Here is a 12,640-nt window from a genome sequence, read left to right on the forward strand (position 1 = left end):
CTGACCGCTCAGGAGCGCCGGGTCCGGCCCCGGTACGCCGCCGCGGCGGCCCGGTTGTTGCACAGCTCGCAGCAGTACCGCTGCCGGCCGGCCCGGGTCCGGTCCAGGTAGAGGCGGCGAACGGTCGGCGGCACACACCCGAACGGTCGGTCCCGCGACCGCGGCCCGCGCGAGGGCCGGTGACCAGGGTCGGCGAACGCGCCCGACCGGGCCGGGCCGGGGCAGCGGGGTCAGGCGCAGGGTGCCGTCGGGGGCGGCCTCGACGGCGGTGCCCCCGCTGGTCTCGGCGAGGACGTCGTTGAGCGCGGTCACCCGGGCGGTCGGGTCGGGGGCGGCGAACACCCGGTAGAGCCGGTCGCGCAGGTCCCGCAGTCGGGGCAGGTCGGCCTCGGTCAACGCGCCGGTGACCTCGTCCAGGCCGGTCTCGCGGCCGGCGGCCCTCATCCGGGCGACGCTGAGCTGGTCGGCCGGGTCCTGGAGCACCCAGTGGGTGTGCAGCAGCGAGACGGCCAGCCGCAGCGCCGGTTCCAGGGGAGGCACCGCGCTCATCGCCCGTCCCGCCGTCCGGTTGCCGACACGTCCGCCGCCTTTCCGCCTTGACCGATCGCCGTCCGCCATTCTACCGTCGTCAGTCATAAAACAAATTTAGAAACTGATGGAGGTGGCTCGTGCGTCGTCTGCCCGTACTCCTGTCCACGGCGGTGCTCCTGCTCGTCGGGACCGTCGCCGGGGTCGCCCGCGCCGATGCCCCTACCGACGCCGCCCGGCCACCCGCCGACACCGTGCTGATCCGCGACATCGAGATCCCGGTGCCCGGGCAGCCGGCCGTCCGGGCGTACCTGGTCCGACCGGTGCGGTCGGGCCCGCACCTGGCCGGGGTGCTGGGCCTGCACTGGTTCGAGCCGGGCCGGTCCAGCCAGGACCGCACCGAGTTCCTGGCCGAGGCGACCGCCCTGGCCGCACGCGGGGTGGTGTCGGTGCTGCCCCAGCTGACCTTCCCGTGGGCCGCCGACCCGGTGGGCGACGCCCGGGACCGGGCCGCGGTCACCGCGCAGCTCGACGCCGTCCAGGCGGCGTACCGGCGGCTGCTCGGCGAGCCCGGGGTGGACCGGGCCCGCACCGCCGTGGTCGGGCACGACTACGGCGCGATGTACGCGGCCGACCTCACCGCCCGGGAGCCGGGCCTGCGGACGGCCGTGCTGCTCGCCCCGGACGCCACCTGGGCCAACTGGTTCGACCGCTACTGGCTCCAGCTCCCGCCGGGACAGGCTGCGGCCTACCGGGCGGTGTTCGCCGGGCTCGACCCGGTGGACCAGGTGCAGCGGCTCGGTGCCGGGGCCTACCTCCAGTTCGCCGCCGAGGACCGGTTCGTCGGCCCGGAGACCCGGGCGGCCTTCGGCACCGCCGCCCCCGCCGCCCGGGTGGCGCTCTATCCGCATGAGGAGCACGACCTGGGCGGGGCGCGGGTCCGCGACGAGCGGGTCGCCTGGCTCGCCGTCCGCCTCGGCCTCGCCGGATGACCGTCGGCCGGTCGGCCCGGGGGTGTCGACCGGCCCACGGGACCGGTGCGGGGCGGGCGGTGTCGCGCCCCGCACCGGGTACGCCCCGTCCATGGCGAGCAGCGCACCGGCCGACCCCACCGCCGCACCGGTTCGGATTCCGCTTCGATCCGCCGTTCCGGCTGCCGCTGGCACTGCTCGGCGTCCGGCCGGAGACCACCGGGGTCGAACTGGACGCCGACACGGTGACGATCCGGTTCGGTCCGTGGCGGCTGCGCACCGCCCGCGGCAACGTCACCGGGGCGCAGGTCGGCGGGCCGTACCGGTGGTGGCGGGCGGTCGGCCCGCACCTCTCCCTGGCCGACGGCGGCGTCACCTTCGGCACCGGCACCACCTCCGGTGTCTGCCTGCGGTTCGCCGACCCGGTGCCGGCGCTGGCGCCCGGCCGGTGGCTGCGCCACCCGGCGGTCACGGTGACCGTCGCCGATCCCGACGGGCTGCTCCGCGCACTCCGCCTCCCGGCGGGGAGCTGATCGGCAGCGACGCGACCGGCGGGGTACGATCCCGGCCGGCCCGATGATCTTTCCGGCTTGTCCGGTTCCGACGGGCGATGCCGTGGGTACCGCCTACGGTCGGGGCAGAGCCGGAAGGGACGGACATGGCGGACGGGCGGGACGGGGCGCAGCCCCGGCGGGTGCGGGGTCGGCGTGCCACCGCGCAGCCCGGCAACGGGCGGGCGCTGCGGGCGGCGCGGGACCCGGAGCGGGGCGAGCGGACAGCCGCGGCCCGCAGGGCGTTCCGGAGTGCGTGGAGAGCCCGGTACGACCCGGCCGAGCCGGCCGGCAGGCTGAGCCGGTGGCTGTTCCAGCACCGGGTGCAGCCGGTCGGCCCGGAGACCCAGGAGCCGGAGGCGAAGGCGCACCCGTGGTGGCAGGTGATGTGCCTGACCGGGGTCGACTACTTCTCCACCCTGTCCTACCTGCCCGCCATCGCGGCGGTGGCGGCCGGGGCGCTCTCCCCGCTCGCCACCCTGCTGATCGTGGCGCTCACCCTCTTCGGGATGCTGCCGATGTACCGACGGGTGGCCCGGGAGAGCCCGCACGGGCAGGGGTCGGTGGCCATGCTGGAGCGGCTGCTGCCGTTCTGGCGCGGCAAGCTCTTCGTGCTGGTGCTGCTCGGTTTCGTGGCCACTTCCTGGATCATCACGATCACCCTCTCCGCCGCCGACGCCACCGTGCACCTGCTGGAGAACCCCTATCTGCCGGCGTCGTTCCCGCACGGCAGCACCGCCGCCGTGGTGGTCACCGTGGTGCTGCTGCTCATCCTCGGCGGGGTCTTCCTGATGGGCTTCAGCGAGGCGGTGCAGGTCGCCATCCCGCTGGTCGCGGTCTTCCTCGGGCTGAACGCGGTGATCGTGGTGGCCAGCCTGGTCGAGATCGCCGCCGACCCGGCGGTGCTCGCCGACTGGACGTCGGCGTTGACCCGGGCCGGCAGCGTCGGCGACGTGCTGGGCACCACCGTGCTGGCGTTCCCGCTGCTGGTGCTGGGCCTCTCCGGCTTCGAGACGGGGGTGAGCATGATGCCGCTGGTCACGGGCGCGGGCGACGACCCCCGGCAGCGGCTCGAGGCCCGGATCCGCAACACCCGGAAGCTGCTCACCGCCGCTGCGCTGATCATGTCGGTCTACCTGATCGCCACCACCTTCGTCACCACCGTGCTGATCCCGGCGAACGAGTTCGCGCCGGGTGGGGCGGCGAACGGGCGGGCGCTGGCGTTCCTGGCGCACGAGCACCTCGGCGAGGCGTTCGGCACCGTGTACGACGTCAGCAGCGTGCTGATCCTCTGGTTCGCCGGCGCCTCGGCGATGGCCGGTCTGATCAACATCGTGCCCCGCTACCTGCCCTCGTACGGCATGGCACCGGAGTGGGGCCGGGCGGTCCGCCCGGTCGTGCTGGTCTACACGGCGATCAGCATCGCCATCACCGTCGCCTTCCGCGCCGACGTCAACGCCCAGGCCGGCGCGTACGCCACCGGGATCCTGGCGATGATGGTCTCCGGCGCGGTGGCGGTGACGATCGCGACGGCCCGCGCCCACCACCGGTTCGCCGCAGTCGGCTTCGGCGTGCTCACCGCGGTCCTGCTCTACGCCCTCGTGGAGAACGTGATCGAGAAGCCGGACGGCATCGCCATCTCCGCGCTCTTCATCGCCGGCATCGTCGCCGTCTCGCTGATCTCCCGGGTCACCCGGACCACCGAGCTGCGCGCCGAGCGGATCGAGTTCGACGAGGCGGCCCGGCGGTTCATCGCCGACTCGCTGGCCCACGACGGCCGGCTGCACCTGATCGCCAACAAGCGGCAGGGCGGCTCGGTGAAGGAGTACCGGGTCAAGGAGCGGGCCCAGCGGGGGATGAACCCGGTGCCGGGCGCCGCGGACGTGCTCTTCCTGGAGATCGACGTGGTCGATCCGTCGCAGTTCAGCCAGGTGCTGCGGGTGCACGGGGTGGAGGCCGGTGGCTACCGGATCCTGCGGGCCAGCAGCCCGGCCGCCCCGAACGCGATCGCCGCGATCCTGCTCGCGCTCCGCGACGCCACCGGGGTCCGTCCGCACGCCCACTTCGAGTGGTCCGAGGGCAACCCGATCGCCCACCTGCTGCGTTACCTGATTCTCGGCCGGGGGGACACCCCGCCGGTGGTCCGCGAGATCATCCGCAAGTCCGAGCCCGACCCCACCCGCCGCCCCGGCATCCACGTCGGCGGCTGACCCGGCCCCGCACCCGCCCCAGCCCGCATGGTCGTGCTCGATCCAGGATCGAGCACGACCATGCGGTGCGGTAGGGCGGCGAGTGGGCAGGGCACAGGGCGCGGAGCGAGGACGAAGCCCAGCCTCCTAGGACGCACTACGGGTGGTGACCCGGGACAACGGTGGCAGGAAGCGGCCCGCGCCACGGGGGAGCGGGGCACGGGCCGGGTGGAACGGGGCGACGACCTACTTGGACGGCTCCGGGAGCTTGCAGTCCACCTTCGGGTTGGCGCCGATGTAGTTCAGCGGCCCGGCGACGATGGTGACCAGGATGGTGCCGGCCTCGGCGCAGTTCTTGTCGTCGTTGCCGTAGTAGCCCCGCTGACCCGCGGCGATCGCGCCGATGATCAGCCAGATGACGACGATGACGCCGAGTATCGAGGTGCCGCGCATGATGTGCCTCCGGGGGTCGTGGTGGATCGAGGTGGAGGCCATGTACCCAATCGCGATGAACGGCTAACGGTGATCGGTACCGGTCAGCCGGACCGATTTCGGCACACCCCGGCATGCCGGCCTCAGTGCGGCGGCGACGGGTCCTCCGGCGGCCGGCCCCGGCTGCGCAGATGATCGGCCACCGCCACCCCGGTCAGGACCAGCATGGTGCCGAGCGCCGCGAAGAGCGGCGGCAGGAAGAGTACGCCGGGAGCGATGGTGAGCAGGGCCAGCAGCCCGCCGGGGCGGGACAGCGAGACCCGGCTGAACACCTCGTACTCGAAGCAGCACCGGCCGACCAGGAAGAGTGCCGGCCCACCCAGGATGACCGCCGCCCAGGCCGGTGGGGTCCGCCCGGCCGGTTCGTGCAGCACCAGGTCGAAGCCGGAGGCGGTGGTGACCACCCCGGCCACCATCAGCAGATGGGTGTACGGGGCGGTGAGCAGGAACCGGCTCGGCTGCCGGGCCCGGGAGATGGCGTGCGGCAGCAGTTCCCCGGACTTGTGCACGTAGATGCGCCACAGCAGCAGGGTGCTGACGAACGCGGTGGCGAAGGCGACGAAGTTCTCCAGCTCCGAGTGGCTGAGACTGAACATGGTGCCGGTGACCAGGATGGCGTCGCCCAGGGCGATGATGAAGAACTGCTGGTAGCGCTCGGAGAGGTGCTCGGCGGTGACGTTGCGCTGGTGCTCCGGGACCACGCCGAGGCCGGGCACCGGGTAGGCGAGGCGAAAGCCGAGATAGTCGATGGCCAGGGCCAGCGCCCAGAGCGCCTCCCGGGCGCCGCCGTGGACGACCCCGCCGACCAGCCAGGGCACCGCGGAGACCGCGAACCAGGTGAAGACCCGCGCCGCGCGCCGCCGGGCCTGCGGGTGGTGGCGCACCGTCGGGAGGAGGAAGAGGCCCCGGCCCAGGTGGATCGCCACGTACGTGCCGGCGAAGACGAGACCCCGGCCGCTGAACGCCTCGGGGATGGCGGTGGTCATCAGCAGCGCGCCGAACATCACCAGGGCGATCAGCACCTTGATCTCGGGGCGCTGCGGGTCGTAGAGGTCGGTGACCAGGGTGGTGATCGCCCAGGTCCACCAGATCGCCATCAGCATGAGCAGGGACTGGAAGGCCCGCTCCCAGGTCACCTCGGTGACCAGGCCCCGGGAGATGAGGGCGAGGGCCACCACGTAGACGAGGTCGAAGAAGAGTTCGAGCAGGGTCACCCGCCGGGGTGACTCCGGGTCACGCACGGGGGGCCGGCCGGCGGGCGGCTCCGGCGTGGCGAAGGGCACGAGCTGCTCCTGCGGTGGCGCGGCCGGCCCGTCCGGCCCTTCACCGACCGTAGCGACCGCCGCCGGCCGGCGCGCCCGTTTTCGTACTTCCCGTCCGATTCTCCGGCACCGGCCGGCGCGCAAACCGGTTGCGGCGGGCCGTCGCCGGCACCACCGTGGCGGGGATGACAGAACAGGGCGCCGCCGTACCCCCGTCGATCGACGTGCCGCTGGTGCGCCGGCTGATCGCCGCGCAGTTCCCCCGCTGGGCCGACCTCCCGGTCCGGCCGGTCGACGACGGCGGCTGGGACAACCGCACCTTCCACCTCGGCGACACGATGAGCGTGCGGTTGCCGAGCGCCGTCGGCTACGCCTCCCAGGTCGACAAGGAGGACCGCTGGCTGCCGGTGCTGGCCCCCCGGCTGCCGCTGCCGGTGCCGGCCCCGGTGGGCCGCGGCCGGCCCGGCGAGGGCTACCCGTTCCCGTGGTCGGTCCGGCGTTGGATCGAGGGGCGCACCGCGCGGGTCGAGCGGATCACGGACCTGACGGAGTTCGCCCGGACGCTCGCCGGGTTCCTGACCGCCCTGCACCGGACCGAGCCGGCCGACGGGCCGCCGGCCGGGGCGCACAGTGCGTTCCGGGGGGCGCCGCTGAGCACGTACGACGGGGAGACGCGGCGGGCGATCGCGGCGCTGGGGGACCGGGTCCCGGTCGACACCGTCACCGAGATCTGGACGCTGGCGCTCCGCTCGGCCCGGACCGGTCCGCCGGTGTGGTTCCACGGTGACGTCGCCGCCGGCAACCTGCTGGTACGCGAGGGGCGGCTGGTGGCGGTCATCGACTTCGGTTGCTGCGGCACCGGTGATCCGGCCTGTGACCTGGCCATCGCCTGGACGCTGCTGTCCGGTGCTAGCCGGTCGGCGTTCCGGGCCGCGCTCGCGGTCGACGACGGGACCTGGGCGCGCGGGCGGGGGTGGGCACTGTGGAAGGCGCTGATCCGGCTCGACGATCCGGACCCGGTCGGCGCGGCGGAGGCCCGGCACGCGCTCGACGCGGTCCTCGGCGAGTACGCGGAGTCCGCCACCCGGTGAGCCGGGCCGGTGGCGACGGATCGCCACCGGCCCGAGAGCGGCTCAGGCGTCCCCGCCCGCTCCCGCCGGCAGGACCTGGTCGGCCTCGGCGTGGGCACCGGCGAGCACCCGGGCCTGCTGGGGCCAGGTGGCGAGGCTGGCGGTGGCGCGCAGGCCGGCGGCGCGCAGCGTGTCCCGCAGCGCCGCCTCGTCCAGGTCGCCGAGCTGCCGGTAGGTGCGGATGCCGGCGGCCTGGAGGGCGGTGGCCAGCTTCGGTCCGATGCCCTGGATACGCCGGAAGTCGTCGGCCCCGGTGGGCTCGCTGCCGTTCGCCGCGCTGCTGTCGACGGCGGAGCCGGCTCGGCCGGGGTGGCGGTGGCGACCGGCGGGAAGGTGTCCTCCACGGCGGGTCGGGGGGCCGGGACGACGGCCGGCGTGGCGGGCTCCCCGGCCTCCGGCGCGTGCTGCCCGGCCGCGGCGACCGGCTCCGCGCCGGCAACCGCGGTGCGCGACGCCGCGTCGTCCCCGACCGGCTCCGCCTCGACAGCGACCGGCTCCGCCTCGGTGACGACCGGCTCCGCCGCGGGGACGGGTTCGGCGGCGACCGGCTCCGCCACGTGGACCGGTTCGGCCTGGACGGGCTCGGCCTGGACGGGCTCTTCGACGGGCGCGACCGGCTCGGCGACGACCGGCTCGGCGGCGACCGGCTCCGCGACGACCGGCTCCGCGAGCCGGGCGGGCTCGTCGGCCGGGGCGGCCTCGTTGACGTCGGTGCGGGGCTCGTCCACGTCGGTCCGGGTCTCGTCGACCGGCTCGTCGGCGGTCGGGAGCGGGGTGGCGGCGGCGGCCAGGGTGGCCGCGGCCGGCGGTGCCTCGTACCCGGTGGGGGTGGGCTCGTCGGACACCGCGGCGGGCGCCGGGGCCTCGTCCACGACGGCGGCCGGGTGCTGCTGGTCGACGACGGCGGTGGCCGGCAGCGGTACGTCGGCGACGCCGGCCACCGGGTCGCCCTCCACGATGGACCGGGTCGTGCCGGTGGTCGGCCGGCGGGATGCCAGCACCCACCCGCCCAGCAGGCCCACCAGCAGGGCCAGGATCACGATCAGCCATTGTCCGAACGTCGACGGCACGGCAAACCTCCCTTGTATGTACGGGTACAGAAGTCGCGGGAAAACTCGCCGCAGCTTGCCACACGTACGCCGGGGACGACAGGGAGGTGGGTCGCGTCCGGCGCTGGTGGGACGGCCTGGTGCCGCGCGGTGGTGGTGGGATGACCGAGCGTGCGACGACTGCGGCGGGTCGGGTGTCCGTACCGGACGAAGGGGGCGTCCCGGGCCCGGTGCCGCCGGGGCCCGGGACGCCGGTCCGGGTGGGGGTGATCGGTCAGCGCAGCGCGCCGGGCGAGGGCGCGTCGGCCGCGTCCCAGCTGTAGAAGCAGCCGGCCACGGCGTCCCGGGGGGAGTGCCAGGTCGGCAGGTAGGGCGAGGTGTGCGCGGAGAGGCGCTCGTTGACCTGGCGGTACAGCGGGTGCTGGCGCGCCCCGGCGACCGCGTCCGGGTCGACGTCCGTGGTCTCCATCAGGTGTACGCACAGGTCGTGCAGGCAGTACAGCGACCGGTGCCGGATGCCGGTCAGTCCGGGCAGCTCGGTGGCGTCGGACTCGGCGAAGATCTGCGCGACCCGCCCCTCCGCCCCTGGGACGATCCGGCTGACGATCAACAGACGACTCATCGGGACCCCTCTCGCCGGTGGTGCCGCGGGACCCACCGGGGGGTGTCGGACACCGTGTGGGACCACCATGCGGGCGGTGCTGTCATCTGCCCGTCACGCCTGCGGTCGGGCCCGTGACGCTGCCGGGGGTGTTGCCGCCGGTCGGCGTGGCGTCGCGGGCGGTCGGGTGGCGTGGCGGATCGGGGCGAGGGTCTCGTCGAGCAGCGCGCACATCGCCGGGGACGGTTCCAGGCGCAGTTCCCGCAGCAGCAGGTCCCGGTAGACGTAGAAGGCGTGCACCGCCTCGAAGGCGTTGCCCTCGGCGAGGTGGATCCGGACCACCAGCCGGTGCGGGGTCTCGCGCAGCGGTTCGGCGGCCATCGCCTCCAGGGCCGCCTCCAGGGCCTGCCCGTGCCGGCCGGCGGCCAGGTGGTTGCCGGCGAGCTGTTCCAGCATGTGCAGGCGCAGCTGCCGCAGCCGTTCGCGTTCCAGCAGCACCCAGTCGTCGTACCAGCCGGGGAGGAGGTCGTGGCGGCCGGCGGCGAGGGCGGCGCCGGTGGTGTCGGGCACGTCGCCGGTGCGGACCCGGGCGGCGGTCTGCACCAGTTCGTCGATGTCGACCGCGACGCGGGGCCCCAGGCGTACGGTGTCGCCGTCGGTGACCAGCGGGCAGTACGGGTCCTGGCGCAGCCGCCACAGCGCGGTCCGCAGCGACGACAGGGCGCGCTCCTCCGCCGTCTCGGGCCAGAGCAGGCCGGCCAGGTGGCTGCGGGTGGCGCCCGGCCGCAGGCCGATCAGCGCGATGACGCGTTGCAGTCCCCGGGGCACCACCACCGGGGTCTCGTCGTGCGTCAGTCGGAACCCGCCGAGCAGGTGCAGCGACACCTGGGGCGCGGACCGCTCCCCGGCGCTCCTCGAATGACCGGTCACGGGCGCACCCCCTGCGCCGGAACCCTCGTCCCGACTGTCCCTCGTTGGCCCGGCGCGACTGCCCGCGACGCCAGTGTCTCCAGCCGTTCCGCCGCGGCGCCCCTCGTACGTCCCGGCCACCGGGCTCACTGGGACGGAGATTATCAATTCCGATTACACTCAGTCAACGGGCGCGTCGACATTGTGACCAGCCGCAGCGCGCGACGATCAGCGCGCTGAACTGCGAGAAAGAGTCGACAAGCGACGGTCGTCAACAGTTGGCGCATAGCTGAAGCACAGTTTGCGTCAACACACCGTCACGAGAGTCCGCGCTGCTTCGGCGGTACCGGGACGCCCCGGTGACGCCCGCGCGAGCACCGTGTGCCGCAGTCGTCCGGCCGGACCGGGTGCACACCGCCGTCACAGGGGAGGCTCGTCCATGGACCGTTCGCTCATCGTCGCGAAGGTGGTGCCGACCGCCGAGGAGCAAGTGGCGGAGATCTTCGCCGAGTCCGACGCGACGGAACTGCCACGCCTCGCCGGCGTCCGGCACCGCTCGCTCTACCGGCTCGGTGACCTGTACGTGCACCTGCTGGAGACGGAGCTGTCGGGGGAGGGCGCGGTGGAGAACGTCCGTCGGCATCCCGAGTTCGAGCGGGTCAGCGCCCGGCTGCGGCCGTACATCACGCCGTACCTGGCGGACTGGCGCTCCCCGCGGGACGCGATGGCGCACTGCTTCTACCGCTTCGACGCCCCCGGGCGGCGGTCGTGACCACCACCGCGCCCCGCGACGAACAGCTCTGGTCGCGCTGTGCCGGTTGTGCGTCGCTGCTGTACCGCAAGCGGCTGCGGCGCAACCTGGACGTCTGCCCCGAGTGCGGCTCGCACGCCCGGCTCGACGCGCCGGAGCGGGTGGCGCAGCTGGTCGACCCGGACTCGTTCACCGCCCTGCCGGACCATCCGGTCGAGGTGGACCCGATCGGTTTCGTGGACACGCTGCCGTACCCGCGCCGGCTCACCGCGGCGCGGGCCGCCACCGGCCTGGCGGAGGCGGTGCTCTGCGGTGCCGCCCGGATCGGCGGGCACCCGGTCGCGCTGGCGGTGATGGACTTCCGGTTCCTCGGCGGCAGCCTCGGCTCGGTGGTCGGCGAGCTGATCACCCGTACCGCCGAGCGGGCGCTCGCCGAGGAGGTCCCGCTGGTGCTGGTCACCGCCTCCGGTGGGGCCCGGATGCAGGAGGGTGCGCTGTCGCTGATGCAGATGGCCACCGTCAGCCAGGCCGTCGCCGGGCTGCGTGAGGCGGGCCTGCTCACGGTCAGCGTGATCACCGACCCGACGTACGGCGGGGTGGCCGCGTCGTTCGCCACCAACACCGACGTGGTGCTCGCCGAGAGCGGTGCCCGGCTGGGCTTCGCCGGCCCCCGGGTGATCCGGCAGGTCACCGGCGCGACGCTGCCGGAGGGCTTCCAGACCGCCGAGTTCCTGCTGCGCCACGGGCAGGTCGACCTGGTGGTGCCCCGGCACGCCCGCGCGCGCGCGGTCTCTCTCTCTCTCTCTCTCTCCACCGCCCTGCTGGCCGCCGCCGGGGCCGGTCGTCCGGTGGCCGGCCGGGTGCCCGTACCCCGGCCGGAGCCGTTGCCGCGGTCGGGCCCGCCCGCCGCGCCGGCCGAGCCCGCCCGGGACGCCTGGCAGACGGTACGCACGGCCCGGCACCCGGGCCGGCCGACCACCCTGGACTACCTGGACACCGCCTTCGACGGCTTCGTGGAGCTGCACGGCGACCGGCTGGGCGCGGACTGCCCGGCGGTGGTCGGCGGCCTGGCCCGGCTCGACGGCCGGCCCGTCATGGTGGTCGGTCACCAGAAGGGGCACACCACCGCCGAGCTGGTGGCCCGCAACTTCGGCATGGCCAGTCCGGCCGGGCACCGCAAGGCGTTGCGGCTGATGCGGCTGGCCGCCCGGCTCGGCCTGCCGGTGGTGACCCTGGTGGACACGCCCGGCGCGGACCCCGGCGTCGGCGCCGAGGAGCAGGGGCAGGCCGCGGCGATCGCGGAGAACATCCTGGCGCTGAGCGTGCTGCCCACCCCGGTCGTCGCGGTGGTCACCGGCGAGGGCGGCAGCGGCGGCGCGCTGGCGCTGGCCGTCGCCGACCGGGTGCTGATGCTGGAGCACGCCGTCTATTCGGTGATCAGCCCGGAGGGGTGCGCGGCGATCCTCTGGCCGGACAGCTCCGCCGCCCCGCAGGCCGCGCGTGCCTTGCGGCTGACCGCGCCGGACCTGTGCCGGCTGGGCGTGGTCGACGAGGTGGTGCCCGAACCCGCCCCGGCCGCGCACCACGATCCGGCGACCGCCGCCGAGCTGCTGCGCGCCGCGCTGACCGCGAACCTCACCCCGCTGCTGGACGTGCCGCCGGCCACCCTGGTCCGCCGTCGCCGGCAACGTTTCCGCCGCGCGCGGCGCGGCCCGACCGGTGGTGGCCCGATGAGCGCCGTGCCGGGGCCCGACGCGGTCCTGGAGGGGCTGCGCCGGCAGGCCCGCAAGCTGGTCGACGAGCTGGCCGGCCCGGTCCGCCGGGTCCGGCTGCGCAGCGGCGAGACCGTCCTGGAGGTGGAGTGGCACGGTCCGGCGCAGGCCGCCCCCGCCCCGGCGCCCCGGACCGACCCCGAGCCGGTGGCGGTCGAGGAGCCGACCGTCGAGGCGGACCGGCTGACGGTGCGGTCGCCGGTGGTCGGCACCTTCTACCGCTCCCCGGAGCCGGGCGCGGCGCCGTTCGTCGCCGTCGGTGACCTGGTCCGCACCGGTCAGGTGATCGGCATCGTCGAGGCGATGAAGCTGATGAACGAGGTGATCGCCGACCGGGCCGGCCGGGTGCTGGAGATCATGGTCTCCGACGGCAAGCCCGTCGAGTACGACCAGCCGCTGCTCGCCCTGGCGCCGGCCACCGACGGCGGGCGGTGA

At 74.8% G+C, this 12,640-nt stretch carries 12 protein-coding genes and 1 pseudogene; 8 read left to right on the forward strand and 5 right to left on the reverse strand.

Annotation, left to right across the window (positions count from 1 at the left end):
- Nucleotides 1-8: 8 nt before the first annotated feature.
- Nucleotides 9-134 carry a CGNR zinc finger domain-containing protein gene (locus MRQ36_RS25945; RefSeq protein ID WP_242799351.1) on the reverse strand — a complete coding sequence of 42 codons (126 nt, stop codon included), beginning with the start codon at nt 132-134 and terminating at the stop codon, nt 9-11.
- 534 nt (nt 135-668) lie between these two features.
- Between MRQ36_RS25945 and MRQ36_RS25950 the strand changes: the two genes are divergently transcribed.
- The 3 genes from MRQ36_RS25950 (at nt 669) to MRQ36_RS25960 (ending at nt 4,260) form a co-directional block, all read left to right on the forward strand.
- Nucleotides 669-1,520 carry a S9 family peptidase gene (locus tag MRQ36_RS25950; RefSeq protein ID WP_242799352.1) on the forward strand — a complete coding sequence of 284 codons (852 nt, stop codon included), beginning with the start codon at nt 669-671 and terminating at the stop codon, nt 1,518-1,520.
- A gap of 59 nt (nt 1,521-1,579) precedes the next feature.
- On the forward strand, nt 1,580-2,032 hold the full coding sequence (locus tag MRQ36_RS25955; RefSeq protein WP_242799353.1) for a hypothetical protein: 453 nt from the start codon (nt 1,580-1,582) through the stop codon (nt 2,030-2,032).
- Nucleotides 2,033-2,157: 125 nt separating this feature from the next.
- Nucleotides 2,158-4,260 (forward strand): amino acid transporter, encoded by a 2,103-nt coding sequence (locus tag MRQ36_RS25960; protein WP_242799354.1) that lies wholly within the window; start codon nt 2,158-2,160, stop codon nt 4,258-4,260.
- 225 nt (nt 4,261-4,485) lie between these two features.
- On the opposite strand, the gene MRQ36_RS25965 is transcribed toward MRQ36_RS25960, so the two are convergent.
- Together MRQ36_RS25965 and MRQ36_RS25970 are read right to left on the reverse strand one after the other, a co-directional pair.
- Nucleotides 4,486-4,692 carry a hypothetical protein gene (locus MRQ36_RS25965; protein WP_242801391.1) on the reverse strand — a complete coding sequence of 69 codons (207 nt, stop codon included), beginning with the start codon at nt 4,690-4,692 and terminating at the stop codon, nt 4,486-4,488.
- Between the two features lie 122 nt (nt 4,693-4,814).
- On the reverse strand, nt 4,815-6,014 hold the full coding sequence (locus MRQ36_RS25970; protein WP_242799355.1) for a low temperature requirement protein A: 1,200 nt from the start codon (nt 6,012-6,014) through the stop codon (nt 4,815-4,817).
- A 164-nt stretch (nt 6,015-6,178) separates the two neighbouring features.
- Here MRQ36_RS25970 and MRQ36_RS25975 point away from each other — a divergent pair, with 164 nt between their 5' ends.
- Both MRQ36_RS25975 and MRQ36_RS25980 read left to right on the forward strand, forming a co-directional pair.
- Nucleotides 6,179-7,084 carry an aminoglycoside phosphotransferase family protein gene (locus tag MRQ36_RS25975; protein WP_242799356.1) on the forward strand — a complete coding sequence of 302 codons (906 nt, stop codon included), beginning with the start codon at nt 6,179-6,181 and terminating at the stop codon, nt 7,082-7,084.
- Nucleotides 7,085-7,524: 440 nt separating this feature from the next.
- A complete protein-coding gene (locus tag MRQ36_RS25980; RefSeq protein WP_242799357.1) occupies nt 7,525-8,337 on the forward strand; it encodes a hypothetical protein in 813 nt (270 codons plus the stop codon).
- 109 nt (nt 8,338-8,446) lie between these two features.
- Here the strand turns inward: MRQ36_RS25980 and MRQ36_RS25985 are convergent, their stop codons facing one another.
- Complete coding sequence (locus MRQ36_RS25985) at nt 8,447-8,794, reverse strand: TcmI family type II polyketide cyclase (RefSeq protein ID WP_242799358.1); 348 nt, start codon at nt 8,792-8,794, stop codon at nt 8,447-8,449.
- Nucleotides 8,795-8,887: 93 nt separating this feature from the next.
- A complete protein-coding gene (locus MRQ36_RS25990; protein WP_242799359.1) occupies nt 8,888-9,703 on the reverse strand; it encodes a BTAD domain-containing putative transcriptional regulator in 816 nt (271 codons plus the stop codon).
- Between the two features lie 418 nt (nt 9,704-10,121).
- Between MRQ36_RS25990 and MRQ36_RS25995 the strand changes: the two genes are divergently transcribed.
- From MRQ36_RS25995 to accB, 3 genes and pseudogenes are all read left to right on the forward strand, one after another.
- Entirely contained in the window at nt 10,122-10,454 is a 333-nt protein-coding gene (locus MRQ36_RS25995; RefSeq protein WP_242799360.1) for a TcmI family type II polyketide cyclase, read from the forward strand.
- A pseudogene (locus MRQ36_RS26000) lies at nt 10,451-12,163 on the forward strand (acetyl-CoA carboxylase carboxyltransferase subunit alpha); the annotation flags it as partial. The gene MRQ36_RS25995 and the pseudogene MRQ36_RS26000, both read left to right, overlap by 4 nt.
- Entirely contained in the window at nt 12,164-12,640 is a 477-nt protein-coding gene (accB, locus tag MRQ36_RS26005) for an acetyl-CoA carboxylase biotin carboxyl carrier protein (RefSeq protein WP_242801393.1), read from the forward strand.

This window comes from Micromonospora sp. R77 (assembly GCF_022747945.1).
Classification (GTDB): Bacteria; Actinomycetota; Actinomycetes; order Mycobacteriales; family Micromonosporaceae; genus Micromonospora.

Excerpts from the sequence above, each read along its gene's own strand:
- MRQ36_RS25965 (WP_242801391.1), bottom strand. The coding sequence starts at position 4,692 with ATGCGCGGCACCTCGATACTCGGCGTCATCGTCGTCATCTGGCTGATC.
- MRQ36_RS25985 (WP_242799358.1), bottom strand. The coding sequence starts at position 8,794 with ATGAGTCGTCTGTTGATCGTCAGCCGGATCGTCCCAGGGGCGGAGGGG.
- MRQ36_RS25995 (WP_242799360.1), top strand. The coding sequence starts at position 10,122 with ATGGACCGTTCGCTCATCGTCGCGAAGGTGGTGCCGACCGCCGAGGAG.
- MRQ36_RS25975 (WP_242799356.1), top strand. The coding sequence starts at position 6,179 with ATGACAGAACAGGGCGCCGCCGTACCCCCGTCGATCGACGTGCCGCTG.
- accB (WP_242801393.1), top strand. The coding sequence starts at position 12,164 with ATGAGCGCCGTGCCGGGGCCCGACGCGGTCCTGGAGGGGCTGCGCCGG.
- MRQ36_RS25960 (WP_242799354.1), top strand. The coding sequence starts at position 2,158 with ATGGCGGACGGGCGGGACGGGGCGCAGCCCCGGCGGGTGCGGGGTCGG.